We start from the raw sequence: 20,344 nt of genomic DNA, 5'->3' as shown, positions 1-20,344 counted from the left end.
TCCGGCCGGACCCGGACGCCCGGCAGGAGCTCAGCTCTCGCGCTTCTCCTTGATCTTCGCGGCCTTGCCGCGCAGCTGGCGCAGGTAGTAGAGCTTGGCACGGCGCACGTCACCGCGGGTGACGAGCTCGATCTTCTCGAAGATCGGGCTGTGCACCGGGAAGGTGCGCTCGACGCCGACGCTGAAGCTCACCTTGCGGACCGTGAAGGTCTCGCGCACACCGGCGCCCTGGCGGCGGATGACCACGCCCTTGAACTGCTGGATGCGCGAGCGGTTGCCCTCGATGACACGCACGTGGACGTTCACGGTGTCGCCGGGGCGGAAGGCGGGGACGTCGGTGCGCAGCGACGCGGCGTCGACGGTGTCGAGAAGGTGAGACATGATCGTCTGCTTTCCTCGCTGATGCCACAGGTCATCAGCGGTATGTCGGGATGAGTTCGGGTGCCGCACCGTCGGGCGGGCGTCGTTCCCCCTGTGGCAGGGGACGCGCGCCGGACGCACACAGCAGCGGCTTATTCTTCCACGACCTGGGCCGACCGCCCAAATCTGCCGTCCGGCCCCGCCCCATCCCGCTCGCTCGCCTCCGGGCGCTTGGGCCCGCTGTCTACGGGCTTCGACTCGCTCACGTCCCAGCCCAGCTCGGCGAGGATCTTGCGGTCGTGCTCGTCGAACGCGGCGGGGTCGGCCCGCTCGATCAGATCGGGGCGGTTCAGGACCGTACGGCGGAACGCCTCGTCGCGACGCCAGCGCGCGATCCGGCCGTGGTGGCCGCTCAGCAGGACCTCGGGAATGCCCCGGCCGCGCCACTCCGGGGGCTTGGTGTAGACGGGGCCCTCCAGGAGGTTCTCCATCCGGCCCGGCGCGAAGGAGTCGTCCTCGTGCGATGCGGCGTTGCCGAGCACGCCGGGCAGCAGCCGCGCGACCGCCTCGGTGATGACAAGGACCGCGGCCTCGCCGCCGGCCAGCACGTAGTCGCCGATGGAGACCTCGTGGACCTCGAGCCGCTCGCCGTATTCGTCGAGGACCCGGCGGTCGATGCCCTCGTAGCGGGCGGGCGCGAAGATCAGCCAGGGGCGCTCGGAGAGCTCGACGGCGAGGGCCTGGGTGAAGGGGCGGCCGCTCGGGGTGGGCACGACGAGGGTGGGCCGCGCGGCGGCGCCGTCGTCCGCCGCGGTCCCGGAGCCGGACTCGATGATCCAGTCCAGCGCCTCGCCCCACGGCTCGGGCTTCATCACCATGCCGGGCCCGCCGCCGTACGGGGTGTCGTCCACCGTGTTGTGCCGGTCGTGGGTCCACTTCCGCAGGTCATGGACGTGTACGTCGAGCTGCCCGCGCTGCCGCGCCTTGCCGACCAGCGAGACGTTCAGCGGCTCCAGGTACTCCGGGAAAATCGTGACGACGTCGAGCCTCATACGGTTTCACCCTCGTCGAGCAGGCCCGGCGGCGGGTCGATGACCGCCCGCTGCTCCTCCAGGTCGATCTCCGGCACGATCTCGCTGACGAACGGCACCATGACCTCGCTGCCGTCCGGGCGCTCGACGACCAGCAGGTCGTGGTACGGGAGGTGGCTGATCTCGGCGATCCGGCCGACCTCGGTGCCGTCCGCGGTCACCACGTCGAGATCGATCAGCTGATGGTCGTAGAACTCCTCGGGGTCCTCGGGGCTCTCCTCCGGGTCCACGTCCGCGATGAGCAGGATGTTCCGCAGCGCCTCCGCAGCCGTACGGTCCTGGACGCCCTCGAAGCGCAGCAGCAGCCGGCCGCTGTGGACGCGGCCGGTCTCGATGGTCAGCGGACCCGCCGATGCGGGGTCCGTGGCCAGGACGGCACCCGGCGCGAGCCGCAGCTCCGGCTCGTCGGTGCGCACCTCCACCGTGACCTCGCCCTTGATGCCGTGGGCGCGGCCGATCCGCGCGACTACCAGCTGCACTGTTGCGCTCTCCTTTGCGGCCGAACCGCCGCCGCTCTCGCGGACGTTGTTCTCGCCGTCGAGCTTCTCAATTGATGGTTGCCGTCGGCAAAAGGCCGGGGAGGGCGCGTAGCCCCTCCCCGGCCCGTGCCGGTCTGCTGTGCTGGCTTCAGCGGACGTGGTCCACGTCGACGAGGTCGACCCGGACGCCACGGCCGCCGATGGCGCCGACGACGGTCCGCAGAGCGCGCGCGGTGCGGCCGTTGCGGCCGATCACCTTGCCGAGGTCGTCCGGGTGGACCCGGACCTCCAGCACGCGCCCCCGGCGCAGGTTGCGCGAGGCGACCTGCACGTCGTCGGGATTGTCGACGATGCCCTTCACCAAGTGCTCGAGGGCTTCCTCGAGCATCCTCAGGCCTCGGTCGACTCGGTGGACTCAGCGGTCGCAGCCGCCTCGTCCGCCTTCTTCTCGGACTTCTTCGCCTTCGGGGTGATCGCCTCACCCTTCGGCTCCTCGCCCGACTCCTTGGCGGCGGCCTCGAAGAGGGCGCGCTTGTCGGCCTTCGGCTCGGCGACCTTCATCGGCTCCGGAGCCGGCAGGCCCTTGAACTTCTGCCAGTCGCCGGTGACCTTGAGGATGGCCAGAACGGGCTCGGTCGGCTGCGCGCCGACACCCAGCCAGTACTGGACACGCTCGGTGTCGACCTCGATGCGTGAGGGGTTCTGCACCGGGTGGTACAGACCGATCTCCTCGATGGCCCGGCCGTCACGGCGGGTGCGGGAGTCGGCGACGATGATGCGGTAGTGCGGCGACCGGATCTTGCCCAGGCGCTTCAGCTTGATCTTGACTGCCACGGGTGTGGTGTCTCCTGCTCTACGACGTGTTTGAGCGCAACGGCTTCCACGTGGGGTGGTGGGATCCGAGCGCTCGGTGGACGCGTCAGCCGAGGGAGAGAGGGGTCCGGACCGGCTGCCGAGTACTCAGCGGTCCATTCTGCCACACCGCGGGCGCACCACCGTACGCCCCCGGTGACGACGCGATGTCACATCGGGGCCGTACGGCGCTCGGTCAGGCGGCGGCGACCGTCTCGGGGATCCGGAAGGGCTTGCCGCACCCGCCGCAGACGATCGGCGCCTGGGCCAGCACGGACGGGACGACCCGCACATTCCTCCCGCAGTCGCACACGGCCTTGACGCGCACTCCACCGCCGGAGGAGCCGTGCCGGGCGGCCGGGCCCCGGAAGCTGCGTGCGGTGTCCGCCGCCGTGGCCGCCGTGTGCGCCTTCAGGGCGCGCTGCAGCCGCTCGATGGTGGGCCGGTAGCGCTTCTTCGCCTCGGGGCTGAGGACGACCAGGGAGAAGCCGCTGCTGGGATGCGGCTCGTCGGAGTGGTCGAGACCGAGCTCTTCGGCGATCGCGAGGAATCTGCGGTTGTGATAGCGGCCGGCCCGCGAGGTGTCGCGGATGCCGCGGGCTGCGGCAATACCGTGGACGGCTTCGTGGAGCAGCCGTTCGAAGGAGAGCTCGGCGCCGCAGGCGGACGAGGATTCTCCGATCAGCGATTCGGGCGCGGCGAGATCCGGCAGCTCGGGGTGGTGCCGTTGAATGTCGGCCCACGCCTGCGCCAGTTCCGCGGCGAGAACAGGTGGTGTCGTGCTCACGTCGTAAGAACGATTCTGAGTGCCCTGGTGTTCCGATTCCGGGCCATCCCAAATAATTTGCACGTACCAGTCAGTTTTCGCTCATGCGTCCCGACGAGGGCGGGTGCGCAGATCTGCGGAGGAGCTGCGCAGCTCGCGCCAAGCTGGTACGTACCCGCGCGTACGCCCCGGCGCGTAGAGAACCTCCGCACGCCGGGGCGAATCAGCCGGGAGGCCTTCAGCAGGGCCGCCCCGGGCACAGCGCTCAGTAGGCGCGCGCGACCACCGCGAGGGTACCGAGGGCGTCGTCGGACTCCGGGACCGCCCCGTCCTCGCCGACGAGACAGCGCACCGTGACCGCCTGCTCGGCGAGCCTGGCCTCGCCCTCCTCGCCCAGCACGGACCACGGGATCCGGGCCCAGCCGCCGGCAACCGCGACCTCCGCGGCCTCCCCGACCGTGGTCACGTCGGAGGTACGGGACTCGCGGCGCTCGCGCGACTGCCGGAGCAGCAGCGCCTGGTCGTCCTCGAGGATCTTGGGGAGCAGCGCATCCAGGGCCTCGATCTGCACGGGCTCCTTGCCCCCGGGGATACGGCGGGCCACCATCGCCGTGCCGTTCTCCATGTCCCGGGGCCCGACCTCGATCCGGACCGGGACGCCCTTGAGCTCCCAGTCGACGGCGCGGCGGCCGAAGGGCGTGTCGGTGCGGTCGTCGACCTGGACACGGACGCCCGCGGCAGCCAGCCGGTCGCCGATCTCGCGGACCTTGGCGATCACCGCGTCGTCACCCTTGATCGCCAGGACCACGGCCTGGACGGGAGCGAGGCGCGGCGGCACGCGCAGGCCGTTGTCGTCGCCGTGAGACATGATCAGGCCGCCGACCATGCGGGTCGAGGAGCCCCAGGAGGTCTGCCAGACCAGCTCCTGCTTGCCGTCCCTGGACAGGTACTGGGTGTTGAAGGCCTTGGCGAAGTTCTGGCCGAGCTCATGGCTCGTGCCCATCTGGAGCGCCTTGCCGTCGCCCATCATGGCCTCGAGGGTCAGGGTGTTGATCGCGCCGGCGAACCGTTCCTTGGGGGTCTTGCGCCCCAGCACCACGTCGATGCCGAGGACGTCCACCATGAAGTCCGCGTAGACCTCCTTGTGGATGTACGCGGCGTAGTCGCGGGCGTCCTCGTACGTGGCGTGGGCGGTGTGGCCCTCCTGCCAGAGGAACTCGGTGGTGCGCAGGAAGACCCGGGGCCGCATCTCCCAGCGGACGACGTTCGCCCACTGGTTGATCAGCAGGGGCAGGTCGCGGTAGCTCTGCACCCACTTCGAGAAGTACTCGTTGATGATCGTCTCGGAGGTGGGCCGGACGACGACCGGCTCCTCGAGCTCCTTGCCGCCGCCGTGCGTGACCACCGCCAGCTCGGGGGCGAAGCCCTCGACGTGCTCGGCCTCCTTGGTCAGGTACGACTGCGGGATGAAGAGGGGGAAGTAGGCGTTGGAGGCCCCCGCGGCCTTGATCCGCGCGTCCATCTCCTGCTGCATCCGCTCCCACAGGCCGTAGCCGTACGGTCGGATGACCATGGTGCCGCGCACCGGGCCGTTGTCGGCCAGCTCGGCTTTGTTGATCAAGTCCTGGTACCAGCGCGGGAAGTCGTCCGCCTGGGGTGTGAGCACGGGAGCCTTTGCCATGGCGGAGATGGTACGGCGGTGTCACCCTGAAATGTGAATCGGCGGGTGCACGGACCGGAACCGGGGGCGCACGCGGGGTGCACGGAAGCGTGCACGCAAGCACCCCTCGCACACCCTCTGGACTCGGGTACGGATCGGCAGTTATCTGGCATCGGGGATGCGGGCCTCCACCGGACCTTCCGGCCCGGAGAGGCCCCTTGGGGGATGCGGCAGCAGGCACGGTCAGGGGGCGGGTCAGGCAGAAGCGGCAACGGCTCTCGGCGGATTGGGGCGCATCGATGACACCCACGCTCGTACGGCAGCACCACCTCCACCCCGCTTCACCCCCGGATCCCGCACGGTCCTCGCGCGCCCGGGACTGGGCGGAGATCCAGGAACGCATGCTGGTGCCGCTCTACGAGGCGGTGTACGAGCGCCTGGAGGTGGGTCCTGCGACGCGAGTGCTGGGCCTGGGCTGCGGCTCGGGGCTCGCCCTGCTCATGGCGGCCGCCAGGGGCGCACACGTCACCGGAACCGAGGCGGATGCCGAGCGTCTCGCGCTGGCGCGGGAGCGGCTGCTCCCCGGTGACGGCGCGCGGGAGCGCACCGCCCGTACGCGGCTGCTGGGGAGCGTCCCCGGCGAGGTCGCGAAGCCCGGTGGCCCCGGGTTCAACCTGGTGACGGCCTTCGACCCGCAGCCGTTCGCCGAAGGCGATCTCGTATCGGCGCTGTCGGAGGCGGCCGCGGGGGCGGAGCGCGGAACTCCGGTCGTCCTGGCCGGGTGGGGTCCTGCCGAGCGGTGTGCCACCTCGTCGGTGCTGGGGGTGGCGTCCCGGCTCGCCGACCCGCTGCGGACGCCCGGGGTCTGGCGGCCCCGCGGGAGGGACGACCTGGAGGAGCTGGCGCACCGGGCGGGGCTGCGGCCTGACGGCTCGGGGCGGGTCGCCTGCCCGTTCGGATACGCCGACATGGACAGCGCGGTGCGCGGCCTGCTGTCGACCGGGCTGTTCGACGCAGCGGTGGCGGCCACCGACCGGTCGCAGGTCGACAAGGAGCTGACCGAGGCCCTGCACCCGCACACGCGCCCGGACGGCACGGTCTGGATGCCGAACGTCTTCCGCTATCTCATCGCCCGCGTCTGAACCCGTCTGAACTCATCTGAACTCGTCCCAACTCGTCCGATCTCGCTCACGACCAGCGGCCGGGGATCGCTCCCCGGCCGCTGTCGCCGTACGCGTATCGCTACTTGTCCTGCGGCGGAAGCAAGTCCCGGAATTCCTTGGGGAGTTCGAAGGAGTCCGCTTCCGCACCGGGGCCCGGGAGGCCGAACGCGCCGCCCTGCGGGCTGCCCGCGCCCGCCGCCTTGCGCTGAGCCGCCGCCTGCTCCTCGGCCTTGCGCTTCATCGGGTTCCCGCTGCGCTGCTTGCCCTTGGCCTGCTTCTGCTTCTTCTTCTGCCGGCCGGGCCCACCGCCCATGCCCGGCACCCCGGGCATCCCCGGCATGCCGCCGCCCTGCGCCATGCGCGACATCATCTTGCGCGCCTCGAAGAAGCGCTCGACGAGGTTCTTCACCGCGCTGACGTCCACGCCGGAACCCCGGGCGATACGAGCGCGGCGCGAGCCGTTGATGACGTTCGGGTCCTGGCGCTCGCCCGGCGTCATCGACTTGATGATCGCGGCCGTGCGGTCCACGTCTCGCTCGTCGAGGTTGTTGATCTGGTCCTTGATCTGGCCCATGCCCGGCAGCATCCCGAGCAGCTTGGAGATGGAGCCCATCTTGCGGACCTGCTCCATCTGGGCCAGGAAGTCGTCGAGCGTGAACTCCTTGGGGCCCTTCGCCAGCTTGGCCGCCATCTTCTCGGCCTCGGCCTGGCTGAAGGTCTGCTCGGCCTTCTCGATCAGGCTGAGCATGTCGCCCATGCCGAGGATGCGGGACGCCATGCGGTCCGGGTGGAACGCGTCGAAGTCGTCCAGCTTCTCGCCGTTGGAGGCGAACATGATCTGGCGGCCCGTCACATGCGCGATGGAGAGCGCGGCGCCACCGCGCGCGTCGCCGTCCAGCTTGGAGAGCACCACGCCGTCGAAGCCGACGCCGTCGCGGAAGGCCTCGGCCGTGTTGACCGCGTCCTGGCCGATCATCGCGTCGACGATGAAGAGGATCTCGTCCGGGCTGATCGCATCCCGGATGTCCGCGGCCTGCTGCATCATCTCGGCGTCGATGCCGAGGCGGCCCGCGGTGTCGACGATCACGACATCGTGCTGCTTGGTCCTGGCGAACTCGATCGAGTCCTTGGCGACCTGCACCGGATCGCCGGAGCCGTTGCCCGCCTCGGGCGCGAAGACGGCGACGCCCGCGCGCTCGGCGACCACCTCCAGCTGGTTCACGGCGTTGGGGCGCTGGAGGTCGGCGGCGACGAGCACGGGCGCGTGGCCCTGCGCCTGGAGCCAGCGGCCCAGTTTTCCGGCGAGGGTGGTCTTACCCGCACCCTGCAGACCGGCGAGCATGATCACCGTCGGCGGTTGCTTGGCGAACCGCAGGCGCCGGGTCTCGCCGCCGAGGATGCCGATCAGCTCATCGTTGACGATCTTGATGACCTGCTGTGCGGGGTTCAGCGCCTGGGAGACCTCGGCGCCGAGCGCGCGCTCCTTGACGTGCGTGATGAAGGCCCGCACGACGGGCAGCGCGACGTCCGCCTCCAGCAGGGCGATACGGATCTCCCGCGCCGTGGCGTCGATGTCCGCCTCGGAAAGGCGGCCCTTGCCCCGAAGGTTCTTGAACGTCGCTGCGAGGCGGTCGGAAAGAGTGTCGAACACGGCGGTCGCGAATCCTCGTATCGGGGTGCGGTCGGGCAGATGACTCCCAAGGGTATCTGCCCGGTCCGGGTATGGTCTGCCCCGTACCCGGACCGATCCTTCGAGCCAGGCTCAGCGCAGAGCGCTCTCCACGGCCTGGGCGACCGCCAGGGCCCGCTCGTCGGGCAGCGGATCACCCGCCGGATCCGTGACGTAGAAGGCGTCCACCGCGTTCGCGCCCAGCGTGCTGACATGCGCGCTGCGCACCCGTACCGCGGCCGCGTCCAGCGCCCTGCCGATGCGGTGCAGCAGCCCGGGCGCGTCCTGGGTGCGCACCTCGATGACGGTGGCGAGCCGGGAGCCCGCAGGAGCGACGGTCACGCGTGGCGGCGGGGCCTGTACGCCGCGGCGGCGCGGGTAGGCGGCCTCGCGCTCGGCGAGCCGGGCGGGGATGTCCAGCGAGCCGTTCAGCGCCCGGACGAGGTCGTTGCGCAGCCGGGCCGCCTGGGGCAGCGAGCCGTACTCGGCGGCCACCCGCCAGCTCAGCAGCAGCACGCCGCCGCCCGGCCGCTTCCCTTCCGAGGGCTTCTCGTCCCCCTCCTGCCCGGCCAGCGCCTCCGGCAGCTCGATGGCGCGCAGATCCGCCGCCCGTACGGTCAGCCGGTGCATCGCCAGCACACCCGCCACCGCGGGCAGCACGCCCGACTGATCGGGGACGGCGATGAGCAGCTCCACACCGACCGGTTCTGGACCGGACTCCGCGTCGCGGCCGCTGGCCTCGGCGTCCTCCTCGCCCGGCAGGGCGAGCTCGGTCTGGGCGTGCAGCGCGAGGACGGGCCCGCCGGTGCGGAGCGCCTCGACGGCGAGCCGCTCCTGCTCGGCGGTCGGCTCGGCAGGCGTGCCCTGGTCCTCGACCGGTTCGCCGCTGAGCACCGCTGTGACCCGTTTCACCAGATCGGCCACCAGCCCGCCGCGCCAGGAGCTCCACGCCGCCGGGCCCGTGGCCAGCGCGTCGGCCTCGGTGAGGGCGTGCAGCAGCTCGAGGGTGCCGATGCTGCCGACGGCCCGGGCGACCGAGCGGACGGTGGCGGGGTCGTCGAGGTCCCGCCGGGTCGCGGTCTCCACGAGCAGCAGGTGGTGGCGTACGAGCGTGGCGAGCACCCCGACATCCGCGCGGTCGAAGCCGATCCGGGAGGCCACGTCCTTGGCGATGACCTCGCCGGCCACCGAGTGGTCGCCGGGCCAGCCCTTGCCGATGTCGTGCAGCAGCGCCGCGACCAGCAGCAGGTCGGGGCGGCCGACGCGGCGGGTGAGCGCGGAGGCCCGTACAGCGGTCTCCACGAGGTGGCGGTCGACGGTCCAGCGGTGCACCGGGTTGCGCTGCGGGCGGCAGCGGACCCGCTCCCAGTCCGGCAGCAGCCGGGTGATCAGCCCTTCGGCCTCCAGCGCCTCCCATACCGGGACGGTGGGCTCGCCCGCGCCGAGCAGCGTGACGAGCTGCTCCCTGGCCTCGGCCGGCCACGGTACGGGCAGGGGGCGTGCGGTCGCGGTCATGCGTCGTACGGCGTGCAGCGAGAGCGGCAGTCCCGCCTGCGCCGCCGCGGCCGCGGCCCGCAGCGGGAGCACGGGATCGCGGTCGGGCCGCGCGGTGCGGGCGAGCACCACCTCGCCCTCCAGCTCCACGACGCCCTCGGCGAGCGGCGTCCGCTCGGCGCCGTCTCCCTGCGCGCGGCCGGAGCCCGCGCGCCCGCCGCGGCCGCCGAGCAGCGACCGGAGGCGGGGCCGCGCGGCGCGGGCACGCAGCACCCGGCCGACCTCGCGCCAGGTCACGTCACCGGCATACGAGACGGTGCGCGCGGCCTCGTACACCTGGCGCAGCAGCGCGTCGGCGTCCAGCAGGCCGAGGTCCGCGGCGACCTGGTCCTGCTCCTGGAGCGCCAGCCGGTCGGTGGCCCGCCCTGTGGACAGATGCAGCGCGTCGCGGGCGTCCAGGAGCCGCCTGCGCGCGTCCTCGAGGCCTTCACGGGGCGCGTCGGCGAGCCAGGACGCGGCGACGGCGCGCAGCGCGGTCACGTCCCGCAGCCCGCCCCGCGCCTCCTTGAGGTCCGGTTCGAGCAGGAACTGCAACTCGCCCTGCCGCTCGGCGCGCTCCTGGCACAACTCGTTCAGCTCCGGCAGCCGCTTGGGCGCCTGGTTTCGCCAGTCGGCGAGCACGGCCGTGCGCATCCCCGCCGTCAGCGCGGCGTCGCCCGCGACATGCCGGGCGTCCAGCAGCCCCAACTGCACCTTGAGGTCCTCGCCCGCGGTCTTACGGGCCTCCGCCGGGGTGCGGACGGAGTGGTCGAGGGCCAGGCCGAGGTCCCAGACCGGGTACCAGACGCGGTCGGCGAGCGTCGCCACCGCACCGGCGTCCGCCGACCCGTCGTGCAGAAGCAGCAGATCGAGATCGCTGCGCGGGGACAGCTCGCCGCGCCCGTAGCCCCCGACGGACACCAGCGCGACGCCGCTCGTGCCCGCGGCCCTGGCACCGCTGTGGAGCAGGGCGGCCAGCCACTCGTCGGTGAGTCTGGCCAGCGCGGCACGCCGGGACGGCCCGGACTGCGACTCCTCCTGGAGGAGTCGCAGCCGGGCCGCCGCGTAGCCGCCGGGTCCCGAGTCGGACGTTTCCTTCTTCTCTCCGAGGCTCTGCTCGTCGAGGTCTTCGAGGCTTTCCGCCGTCACTCGGGCTCCTGACTCGTCGTGGTCAGAGCGCGTCCGGGCCGCGCTCGCCGGTCCGTACCCGGACCGCCGAGTCGACCGGGATGCTCCAGACCTTGCCATCGCCGATCTTGCCAGTGCGGGCCGCCTTCACGATGACATCGATCAGCTGCTCCGCGTCCGCGTCCTCGACCAGCACCTCGATCCGGATCTTCGGCACCAGGTCGACGGTGTACTCCGCGCCCCGGTAGACCTCGGTGTGGCCGCGCTGCCGCCCGTAGCCGCTCGCCTCGGTGACGGTCAGCCCCTGGACACCGAAGGCCTGCAGGGCTTCCTTGATCTCGTCGAGCCGGTGCGGCTTCACGACTGCCGTGATGAGCTTCATGCGTCCACCTTCTTGTTCTTGGCGACCACAGCCGACGCGTCCTGGTTCGGGGCGGCGGGGACGGCGGTACGGTCAGCCGCGCCGCCGCCGGCACCGCTGAAGTCGTACGCGGTCTCGGCGTGCTCGACCTGGTCGATGCCGGAGATCTCGTCGTCCTCGGAGACCCGCATCCCGATCGTCTTGTCGATCAGGAAGGCGAGGATCGCGGAGACGATCAGAGAGTACGCGAGGGTCGCGCCGACACCAGCGGCCTGCTTGCCGAGCTGGCCCAGGCCACCGCCGTAGAAGAGGCCTGCGACGTCCGACTGCACGCCGCCGGTGGCGAAGAAGCCGACCAGGAGCGAGCCGACGATGCCGCCGACGAGGTGGACGCCGACGACGTCGAGGGAGTCGTCGTAACCCAGCTTGTACTTCAGGCCGACGGCCATGGCGCACAGCACACCGGCGATGGCGCCGACGGCGATCGCGCCGAGCGGGCTGACGGAGCCGCCGGACGGGGTGATGGCGACCAGGCCCGCGACCGCGCCGGAGGCGGCGCCGAGGGTGGTGAACGCACCGTGGCGGATCTTCTCGTATGCGAGCCAGGCGAGCATTGCGGCGGCGGTGGCGATCTGGGTGTTGAAGAACATCACCGCGCCGACACCGTCGTCGTTGCCGAGCCAGGAACCGGCGTTGAATCCGAACCAGCCGAACCACAGGAGCCCGGCGCCGAGCATGACCAGCGGCAGGCTGTGCGGCCGCATCGGGTCCTTCTTGAAGCCGACGCGCTTGCCGATCACCAGGATCACGCCGAGCGCCGCGGCACCGGCGTTGATGTGGACCGCCGTACCACCGGCGAAGTCGATCACACCGAGCTCGAAGGCCCAGCCACCGGTCCCCCACACCCAGTGCGCGATCGGGAAGTAGACCACCGTGACCCACAGCGTGATGAACAGCGCCCAGGCGGTGAACTTCACGCGGTCGGCCAGAGCGCCGCTGATCAGCGCGGGCGTGATGATGGCGAACATCAGCTGGAAGACAGCGAACACGTAGATCGGGATGGTGTAACCGTCCCAGAGCTGGGTGAGGCCGAGGCCGCTCAGCCCGAGATAGTCGGTGGACCAGCCGATCACGCTGCCCTTGTCGGTGCCGAAGGCGAGGCTGAAGCCGTACAGCACCCAGAGGATGGTGACGATCCCCAGGCTGATGAAGCTCATCATCAGCATGTTGAGGGTGCTCTTGACCCGGACCATGCCTCCGTAGAAGAAGGCCAGGCCCGGCGTCATGAGCATCACCAGGGCGGAACAGATGAGCATGAATCCGGTGTTGGCGGCAGACAGCTCAGGAGCGTCTGCGGCAAGCGTGGTGATGCCTGGGGGCATCGGCGTCTCCTCGTCGTCGGTGCGGCCCGTGCGGGAAAGCCATTACGGAAAGAGCGATGGGCCGGTTATGCGCCACGAGGTTGGCGCAGGCCGGTTTCAGTCGATGCCGCACGGTGTTTCGGCGCCGTGACGAAGGGCCTGCCTGTGTTACGCGCAGATGAACTGGCCGTGGTCCGTGCGGCACCCCCGATACTCTCCCGCCGATACAGGTACCGGCCGCGACCGCCATCCGGTTGACCGGGCGGGGGAGCGGGCCGGACTGTACGCAGTGCCGTCGCGGCCGACGTCGAGGTGGTGGCGCGATCCGGCCACCCCCACCAGGCGGCCGCCGCCTTCTCAGACCGCCTGGGCGGCGTCCACGCTGTCCGGCAGCTGCAGGGCGAGCTGCTCGGCGAGGTGGGTGACCTCCGCCACACCCGAGAAGTCCCGGGAGGCGGTGTCCACGGTCTTGCGGAGCCGCGTGTTCACCCGCTCCGAGCGCACCCGCTTGGCCACGACCAGCGCCTTCTCGGCCACGGCCGCGGACTGCTCGGGCTCCTTCTCCAGCAGGTGGACGGTGGCCATACCGATGAGGTTGAGCGCATACGACCGCTGGTGCTCATCGTCCTGGCCGAAGAGCTCGACGGCCTTCTGCATCTCCGGCCGGGCGAGCGAGGCGTACGTCGGGCTGCGTCCGGCCACATAGGCCAGGTCGCGGTAGGAGTGCGCGTTCTCGGCGTGCAGCTCGGCCTCGGAGAAGAAGCGGATCCAGTCCGGGTCCTGGTCGGACGCGGAGGTCTCGGCGAAGGTCTCCTGGGCCATCCGCACCGCGCGGTGGCACTTGTTCGGCTGGCCCATGTTGGCGTACGCCCGGGCCTCCATCGCATACAGCATCGCCTGCGCCCGCGCGGTCGAGCAGTCCCGGCTGCCGTACTGCGCGAGGTGGATCAGCTCGAGGGCGTCGTCCGGTCGCCCGACGTGGATCATCTGGCGGCTCATGTTGGACAGGATGTACGAGCCGAGGGGCTTCTCCCCGGCCTCCTTCGACGCGTGCAGGGCGAGGACGAAGTACTTCTGCGCGGTGGGCTGGAGGCCGACGTCGTAGCTCATCCAGCCGGCCAGCTCGGCGAGCTCCGCAGCGACCTTGAACAGCCGCCTCGAGACCGCCTCGGGCTGCGGCTCCTGCAGCAGGTCGGTGACCTCGTGCAACTGGCCCACCACCGCCTTGCGGCGCAGCCCGCCCCCGCACTGGGCGTCCCACTGCCGGAACATCCGGGTGGTGGACTCGAGCAGGTCCAGCTCCGGCCCCGACAGCTTGGTGCCGCGCCGTGACGCGGACTGGACGGGCAGCACGGGGGCCTCGGGCGGGCCGCCCGCGGGCGAGGGCACCAGCCAGCGCTGCATCGGCTCGATGAGGGCGGGGCCCGCGGCGAGCGCGAGCGAGGTCCCCAGGAAGCCCCGCCGCGCCAGCATGAGGTCGCTGCGCGAGAACTCGCTGATCAGCTCGACGGTCTGGGGCCCGGCCCAGGGCAGGTCGACCCCGGACACCGAGAGTGACTGGTGTGCGCAGCGCAGCCCGAGCTCCTCGATCGCGACGACGCAGCCGAAGCGCTCGGAGAACAGCTCGGAGAGGATCCGCGGAATCGGCTCGCGGGGCTGCTCGCCGTCGAGCCAGCGGCGCACCCGGGAGGTGTCCGTGCTGATGTGGTGCGCGCCCATCTGGCGGGCGCGGCGGTTCACCTGACGCGCCAGCTCGCCCTTCGACCAGCCGCTGCGCACGAACCACGAACCGAGCTGCTCGTTGGGGCGCTTGTCAGCGTTGGACCCGCTACCGCCGTTGCCGCCCACTGGAACGCCCCCATCCCGCCTTCATGCCGTCCGCGAACCGTCTCAAGGATGCCGCCCGGTGCGGAATCTGTCCCGCGAAGTTGCCTTCGGGCGGGGCCGGCAGACGGGGCGTCATGCCATCGGCATACCCAACAGCGGGCGTATTCACGGAGGTTCGTACACCGAAAGTAATCCTACGATCACTGGCCCGGCGACGCGTTTCCCGGAATCGCCACCATTCGCCACCCCTTCGAATGAACTCCCCTGCGACTCTTCACGATTCACTTGACTTGGGACGATGCGAAACCGGCGGAGTGACGCGCACGGGGGCGCGCTCTTTGCCGTGCACCACCCGCCGAGCCACGCCGCGCCGGGACGAGAACGGGGTGACAACGGACGGTCACGGCGAGACTCCATGACGTAACCATCGGCGAATGTGACCCGTTGGAGGGAGCATGGGCTTCACGATCGGCGGCATCCGCGACATGCGGTCCGGCTCACGGCGGCGTGCCCGTACGTCCGAGTGCACGACGGTGGCGGAGTACACCGGCCTGTGGGGATGGGACGTGACACCGGGCGCCCGCGCGAAACGCGGCGCCGGCGACGGCGGCAGCGCAGGCGAGTGCTCGTGCGGGGCCGCCGACTGCCGCTCCCCCGGCGCCCACCCGCTCGGCTTCGCACCCGAGGTGAAGGCGGGCGCCACTCTCGACGAGGTCACCGCCGCGTGGGCCGAAGTGCCGGGCGCCGCCGTGCTCCTGCCGGTGGGCCGGTCGTTCGACGTCATCGAGGTCGCCGAGCCCGCGGGGCGCCACGCCCTGGTCCGCCTCGAGCGGATGGGGCTGCCGCTGGGCCCGGTCACCGTGACCCCGCACGGCCGGGCGCAGTTCTTCGTCGCCCCGGGCGCCGCGGACGAGCTCCCGGAGCTCCTGTACCGGATGGGCTGGGACGACGCCGGGCTCGACCTGCACGGCCTCGGCACCGGCAGCCACGTCACGGCCCCGCCGTCGGACCTGGCGGGGCTGGGACCGGTGCGCTGGCTGCGGCCGCCCACGCTCGACACCGCCGGGCGCCCCCCGCAGGCCCGGCTCCTGCTGGGCACGCTCGCGTACGTGAGCCACCGTGCGCCTTTCTGTGCCTAAGGCGGCGCCGCTCTCTCCCCTTTTGCGCCTAAGCCGGCGCCGCTCTCGCGGACCTGGTTGCTCGCCATTGGGGTTCCTCAATTGATGGTTGCCGCAAAGAAGGTCAGCCCCGCCGCATCAAGCTCGCATGCGGCGGGGCTGTCCTGAACGTGGGCGTCACTCGCCGATCAGGGCGTCCACGAAAGCCTCCGGCTCGAACGGCGCCAGGTCGTCCGCGCCCTCGCCGAGACCGACGAGCTTGACCGGCACGCCCAGCTCGCGCTGCACGGCGACGACGATGCCGCCCTTGGCGGTGCCGTCCAGCTTGGTGAGGACGATGCCGGTGATGTCCACGACCTCCGCGAAGACCCGCGCCTGCACCAGGCCGTTCTGGCCCGTGGTGGCGTCGAGCACGAGCAGGACCTCGCCCACGGGCCCGTGCTTCTCCACGACCCGCTTGACCTTGCCCAGCTCGTCCATGAGGCCGGTCTTGGTGTGCAGCCGGCCCGCGGTGTCGATCAGAACGACGTCCGCGCCCTCCGCGATGCCTTCCTTCACCGCGTCGTAGGCGACCGACGCGGGGTCGCCCGCCTCGGGACCGCGGACCGTACGGGCGCCGACCCGCTCGCCCCACGTCTGCAGCTGGTCGGAGGCCGCAGCACGGAAGGTGTCGGCCGCGCCGAGCACCACGCTGCGCCCGTCGGCGATGAGCACGCGCGCGAGCTTGCCGGTGGTGGTGGTCTTTCCGGTGCCGTTGACGCCGACGACCATGACCACGCCCGGGATCTCCCCGTCGCCGTCGGCGCCCACGGAGCCGTCGGTGTTCACCGAGCGGTCGGCCTCGGTGCCGATCAGGTGGAGCAGTTCCTCGCGCAGCAGGCCGCGCAGCTCCTCCGGCGTACGGGTGCCGAGCACCTTCACGCGCTCGCGCAACCGCTCGACCAGCTCCTGGGTCGGCGCGACGCCGACGTCGGCGGTGAGCAGCGTGTCCTCGATCTCCTCCCAGGTCTCCTCGTCCAGGTGCTCCCGGGAGAGCAGCGTGAGGAGGCCCTTGCCCAGCGTGTTCTGGGATCGAGAGAGCCGGGCGCGCAGCCGTACGAGGCGGCCGGCGGTGGGTGCCGGGACCTCGACCGGGGGGACCGGCTCGGTGACGATCGGCGCTTCCGCCCCGGGGGCGGCCGGGGCCTCGGCCTCGGGCAGGCCGACTTCTTCGATGGTGCGGCGCGGTTCCTCGCGCGGGGTTTCGGCCTCCTCGCCGACGTGCGGTTCGGCGGGCGGCGCGGTGATGGTGGGGGGACTCGGCGGGGCCTCGGGCTTCTTCTTCCGGCGGCTGCCGATCACGAGCCCGCTGATCGCGACGAGTGCGACCACGGCGATGACTACAGCAAGGATGACGGTGTCCATAACGGACCCAGTATCGGCCACTCGGCCGGAATGGCGAGACCGTCGGACACCCGCGGCAGCAAAGCGCGCAAATCGCCCCGTCGGGGCGCGGGCCCGGAGCCACCCACCATGGCTCGGAGCCGGGTAGCGCGCGCAGCGCCCCTCCGGCCCCTCCCCCTCCCCCCACCAGGCCGTTTCCGCTGCGGCGAACCACCACGGAGCCGCTTCTTCATGGGCACCCCTGCGTCCACCGCGCCCACGTCCACGCCTGACACCGACCGAGCCGTCGGGACAGTAGAGACACGCGGCATCGAACCCCTGCCGGAGCGTGAGCGCGGCGGTGGAGTCAGGGAGCTGTTCCCGGCCTGGGTCGCGGCGAACATCAGTGTGCTGCTGCTCACCATGGGCGCCGGGCTCGTGGTCTTCAACGGGCTGAGCCTCTGGCAGGTCCTGCTCGCGGGGGCATGCGCGGCCACCGTCTCGTACGGCATCCCGACCGTGCTCGACCCTCCCGCCCGGCGGGCAGCACCGCGGCGCTGGTGGCGGGCGTCAGCACCATCGCGGCCGGCGGCATCAGCTGGGTCCCTCGGGTCCCGACTTCACGCGCTCCCTGCCGCACCGCGCCTCCGGCCATAGGACCGCGGGCGCGACCGTGTCCGGCGCCGGCATCGTGGTCGTCCCGATGGTGGCGATGGGCGCGGTCATGGCGGTCATCACCCCTGGCCTGGCCTCGGCCGCCGACCCGGTCTCCTTCCTGGGCGATGTGCTGCCGGCCTGGCTCGGCGTGCCGTATCCGGTCACCGCGCTGGCCGGCATGCTGCTGATCAACAGCCTGTCGATGTACTCGGCGTACTCGGCCGGGTTCACCGCCCAGACGATGGGGGCGGACGAGGCGGTCCGGGAACCGGCCGCCGCGGGTGACTCTCTGGCGATCTGACGCGACGTCAGTTACCGTCCCTCTCGCCCGCCCACGGCGAAGGGGGACGTCAGCCATGCCCGTCACAGTCGTCCGGTTCAACCTCGTCGATCCCGCCGCCACGCCCGCGCCCCTGTCGGAGCGGTACCGCGCCGCCGTCGAGATGGCCGCCTACGCCGACGACCGCGGCATCACCACCGTCCAGACCGAGGAGCACCACGGCGCCGACAACGCCTGGCTGCCCTCGCCGCTGGTGTTCGCCGGGGCCGTCCTCGGCGCCACCCGCCGTATCTCGGTCACCGTCTCCGCCCTCATCGCGCCGCTCTACGACCCACTGCGGCTGGCCGAGGAGCTGGCCGTGCTCGATCTCACCAGCGGCGGAAGGCTGGTGACGGTCGCGGGCATCGGCTACCGGCCGGAGGAGTACGCGATGCTCGGCCGCGACTGGCACCGGCGCGGCCGCCTCCAGGACGAGACGCTCGAGACCCTGCTGAAGGCCTGGACGGGCGAGCCGTTCGAGCATCAGGGCCGTACGGTCCGCGTCACCCCGCGCCCGTACACCCGGCCCCATCCGCTGCTGCTGGTCGGCGGCAGCTCGAAGGCGGCCGCCCGTCGCGCCGCCCGCCTCGGCCTGCCGTTCTTCCCGAGCGCCCATCTGCCGGAGCTGGAGGCGTACTTCCACGCCTGCCGGGAGGAGTTCGGCACCGAGGGCTGGTGCATGATGCCGCCCGCGCAGACCCCGCTGCTGCACATCTCCGAGGATCCGGAACGGGCGTGGGCGCTGTACGGCGAGCATCTGCTGCACGAGGCGCGGACGTACGCGTCCTGGCAGACCGGGTCCGCCATCCACTCCAACGTGCGTTCCCGGGCGGACGGTGTGGCGGAGCTGCGCCGCGAGGGCGTCTACCGCATCCTCACACCCGAGGAGTGCGCGGAGTTCGCGAGTTCGGCGGACGGCGGCGGCAACCTGGTCCTGCACCCGCTGTGCGGTGGCATGCCGGTCGACGAGGGCTGGCGGAGCCTGCATCTGTTCGGCGAAAAGGTACTGCCCCGGCTCGGGGAGTGAGCCGGGGCAGCACCTGTCGTGAGGAGAGGGGCAGCGGGGGGGTTAGCCCATCTCCTCCAACGCCTTGCCCTTGGTCTCCGGCACCCACTTGAGGATGAAGGGGATCGAGAGCACGGCGAAGACCGTGTAGATGACGTACGCGCCCGAGAGGTTCCAGTCCGACAGGGACGGGAAGCTCACGGTGATCAGCCAGTTGGCGACCCACTGGGCCGAGGCGGCGACGCCCAGCGCCGCGGCCCGGATCCGGTTCGGGAACATCTCGCCGAGCAGCACCCAGACCACCACGCCCCAGGAGAGCGCGAAGAAGAGCACGAAGGCGTGCGCCGCGACGAGCGCCACGGTGCCCTGGAGGTCGGGCATGGAGATGTCCGCGCCGCTGCCGGTCTTGTACGAGAAGGCCCAGGCGGCGACGCCGAGCGAGAGCGCCATGCCCGCGGAGCCGATGAGGGCGAGCGGCTTGCGGCCGATCTTGTCGACGAACAGCATCGCGATGACGGTGCCGGCGATGTTGATGATCGACGTGGTGAAGCTGTAGAAGAACGAGCTGCTCGGGTCGATGCCGACGGACTGCCACAGCGACGACGAGTAGTAGAAGATCACGTTGATGCCGACGAGCTGCTGGAAGACCGAGAGGCCGATACCGATCCAGACGATCGGCAGCAGACCGCCGCGTCCGCCGAGCAGGTCCCGGAAGGTCGACTTGTGCTCGCTGCGCATCGCGGTCTCGATCTCGGCGACGCGGGTGTCGAGATCGACGCCCTTGCCCTCGACCTCGGCGAGTACCTGCTTCGCCTGGGCGGCGCGGCCGGCGGAGATCAGGAAGCGGGGGGACTCGGGGATCGCGAAGGACAGCAGGCCGTAGAGGACGGCGGGGATCACCATCACGCCGAGCATCCACTGCCAGGCCTCGAGCCCGGCCAGCTCACCGCGCTGCTCGCCGCCCGCGAGGCTGAGGACGCCCCAGTTGACGAGCTGGGATACGGCGATGCCGATGACGATGGCGGCCTGCTGGAAGGAGGCGAGCCGGCCGCGGTATGCGGGCGGTGCGACCTCGGCTATGTAGGCCGGGCCGATGACCGAGGCCATGCCGATGGCGACGCCGCCGAGGACGCGCCACATGGCGAGGTCCCAGAGCGTGAACGGCAGCGCCGAGCCGATGGCGCTGGCGGTGAAGAGCACGGCGGCGATCTGCATCACGCGGATCCGGCCGATGCGGTCGGCGATCCGGCCCGCGGTCGCGGCGCCCACGGCACAGCCGATCAGCGCGGCCGCGATGACCTGGGCGAGGGCTTCGGAGCCGACCCCGAACTTGCCGCGGATGGCCTCGACTGCGCCGTTGATGACGGAGCTGTCGTAGCCGAAGAGAAAGCCGCCCATCGCTGCGGCGGCCGTGATGAAGATGACGTGGCCGAGGTGCTCCGGCTGGGCCTTGCGCCCTTCGGTCCGGGGTGGCTGCGCGGTGGTGGTCAACGTGTACTCCTTGGCCCGGCAGCGCCGCCGGGCGTGGGGGGCATGGCCCTTCCGGTGAGGGCACATCCATGAGGAGCGCCACCACTTGAAGGTAAAAGCAACGTTGCAGACCTTATTCCTTCAAGTATCGAAGTCAATAGA

General features: G+C 71.4%; 17 protein-coding genes and 1 pseudogene. 4 read left to right on the top strand and 14 right to left on the bottom strand.

What is annotated here, in order from left to right; translation table 11 throughout:
• Positions 1 to 30 precede the first annotated feature (30 nt).
• The 7 genes from rplS to proS all read right to left on the bottom strand — a co-directional run bounded on the left by rplS (position 31) and on the right by proS (position 5,229).
• Positions 31 to 381 (bottom strand): 50S ribosomal protein L19, encoded by a 351-nt coding sequence (gene rplS, locus ACTWQC_RS24555; RefSeq protein WP_443317956.1) that lies wholly within the window; start codon positions 379 to 381, stop codon positions 31 to 33.
• Positions 382 to 512: 131 nt separating this feature from the next.
• Positions 513 to 1,412 carry a tRNA (guanosine(37)-N1)-methyltransferase TrmD gene (gene trmD / locus ACTWQC_RS24550; protein WP_443317955.1) on the bottom strand — a complete coding sequence of 300 codons (900 nt, stop codon included), beginning with the start codon at positions 1,410 to 1,412 and terminating at the stop codon, positions 513 to 515.
• Positions 1,409 to 1,930, bottom strand: a complete 522-nt coding sequence (rimM, locus tag ACTWQC_RS24545; protein ID WP_443317954.1) for a ribosome maturation factor RimM — start codon at positions 1,928 to 1,930, stop codon at positions 1,409 to 1,411. Before rimM ends, trmD begins: the two co-directional genes overlap by 4 nt.
• A gap of 148 nt (positions 1,931 to 2,078) precedes the next feature.
• Positions 2,079 to 2,318, bottom strand: coding sequence for an RNA-binding protein (locus ACTWQC_RS24540; protein WP_003973401.1), 240 nt, complete (start codon positions 2,316 to 2,318; stop codon positions 2,079 to 2,081).
• A gap of 2 nt (positions 2,319 to 2,320) precedes the next feature.
• A complete protein-coding gene (gene rpsP, locus ACTWQC_RS24535) occupies positions 2,321 to 2,764 on the bottom strand; it encodes a 30S ribosomal protein S16 (protein ID WP_443317953.1) in 444 nt (147 codons plus the stop codon).
• 214 nt (positions 2,765 to 2,978) lie between these two features.
• The gene (locus ACTWQC_RS24530) at positions 2,979 to 3,569 is read right to left on the bottom strand and encodes a hypothetical protein (protein ID WP_443317952.1); all 591 of its coding nucleotides are present in this window, start codon (positions 3,567 to 3,569) and stop codon (positions 2,979 to 2,981) included.
• 244 nt (positions 3,570 to 3,813) lie between these two features.
• A complete protein-coding gene (gene proS, locus ACTWQC_RS24525; RefSeq protein WP_443317951.1) occupies positions 3,814 to 5,229 on the bottom strand; it encodes a proline--tRNA ligase in 1,416 nt (471 codons plus the stop codon).
• A 278-nt stretch (positions 5,230 to 5,507) separates the two neighbouring features.
• Between proS and ACTWQC_RS24520 the strand changes: the two genes are divergently transcribed.
• Positions 5,508 to 6,350: an SAM-dependent methyltransferase gene (locus ACTWQC_RS24520; protein WP_443317950.1), complete on the top strand. Its 843-nt coding sequence runs from the start codon at positions 5,508 to 5,510 to the stop codon at positions 6,348 to 6,350.
• 100 nt (positions 6,351 to 6,450) lie between these two features.
• Here ACTWQC_RS24520 and ffh read toward each other — a convergent pair whose 3' ends face one another.
• The 5 genes from ffh to nsdA form a co-directional block, all read right to left on the bottom strand.
• Positions 6,451 to 8,022 carry a signal recognition particle protein gene (ffh, locus tag ACTWQC_RS24515; protein ID WP_443317949.1) on the bottom strand — a complete coding sequence of 524 codons (1,572 nt, stop codon included), beginning with the start codon at positions 8,020 to 8,022 and terminating at the stop codon, positions 6,451 to 6,453.
• A gap of 111 nt (positions 8,023 to 8,133) precedes the next feature.
• On the bottom strand, positions 8,134 to 10,722 hold the full coding sequence (locus ACTWQC_RS24510) for a [protein-PII] uridylyltransferase (protein ID WP_443317948.1): 2,589 nt from the start codon (positions 10,720 to 10,722) through the stop codon (positions 8,134 to 8,136).
• Positions 10,723 to 10,744: 22 nt separating this feature from the next.
• Positions 10,745 to 11,083, bottom strand: a complete 339-nt coding sequence (locus ACTWQC_RS24505; protein WP_443317947.1) for a P-II family nitrogen regulator — start codon at positions 11,081 to 11,083, stop codon at positions 10,745 to 10,747.
• Positions 11,080 to 12,444, bottom strand: coding sequence for an ammonium transporter (locus tag ACTWQC_RS24500; RefSeq protein WP_443317946.1), 1,365 nt, complete (start codon positions 12,442 to 12,444; stop codon positions 11,080 to 11,082). Before ACTWQC_RS24500 ends, ACTWQC_RS24505 begins: the two co-directional genes overlap by 4 nt.
• A gap of 336 nt (positions 12,445 to 12,780) precedes the next feature.
• On the bottom strand, positions 12,781 to 14,271 hold the full coding sequence (gene nsdA / locus ACTWQC_RS24495) for a transcriptional repressor NsdA (protein WP_443317945.1): 1,491 nt from the start codon (positions 14,269 to 14,271) through the stop codon (positions 12,781 to 12,783).
• A 434-nt stretch (positions 14,272 to 14,705) separates the two neighbouring features.
• Between nsdA and ACTWQC_RS24490 the strand changes: the two genes are divergently transcribed.
• Positions 14,706 to 15,389: a bifunctional DNA primase/polymerase gene (locus ACTWQC_RS24490; protein WP_443317944.1), complete on the top strand. Its 684-nt coding sequence runs from the start codon at positions 14,706 to 14,708 to the stop codon at positions 15,387 to 15,389.
• Positions 15,390 to 15,545: 156 nt separating this feature from the next.
• Here ACTWQC_RS24490 and ftsY read toward each other — a convergent pair whose 3' ends face one another.
• Complete coding sequence (ftsY, locus tag ACTWQC_RS24485; protein ID WP_443317943.1) at positions 15,546 to 16,772, bottom strand: signal recognition particle-docking protein FtsY; 1,227 nt, start codon at positions 16,770 to 16,772, stop codon at positions 15,546 to 15,548.
• 210 nt (positions 16,773 to 16,982) lie between these two features.
• Between ftsY and ACTWQC_RS24480 the strand changes: the two are divergent.
• Positions 16,983 to 17,634 (top strand): annotated as a pseudogene (locus ACTWQC_RS24480) (cytosine permease); the annotation flags it as partial.
• A gap of 109 nt (positions 17,635 to 17,743) precedes the next feature.
• Positions 17,744 to 18,733 carry an LLM class flavin-dependent oxidoreductase gene (locus ACTWQC_RS24475; RefSeq protein WP_443317942.1) on the top strand — a complete coding sequence of 330 codons (990 nt, stop codon included), beginning with the start codon at positions 17,744 to 17,746 and terminating at the stop codon, positions 18,731 to 18,733.
• Between the two features lie 42 nt (positions 18,734 to 18,775).
• Here the strand turns inward: ACTWQC_RS24475 and ACTWQC_RS24470 are convergent, their stop codons facing one another.
• Positions 18,776 to 20,203, bottom strand: coding sequence for a sugar porter family MFS transporter (locus ACTWQC_RS24470; protein ID WP_443317941.1), 1,428 nt, complete (start codon positions 20,201 to 20,203; stop codon positions 18,776 to 18,778).
• Between the last annotated feature and the right edge of the window lie 141 nt (positions 20,204 to 20,344).

Origin of the sequence: Streptomyces sp. 8N616 (genome assembly GCF_052246385.1) — a bacterium.
Classification (GTDB): Bacteria; Actinomycetota; Actinomycetes; order Streptomycetales; family Streptomycetaceae; genus Streptomyces.
Note: the sequence above shows the minus strand (reverse complement) of the source record. Positions and strands in the feature narration are given on the sequence as shown.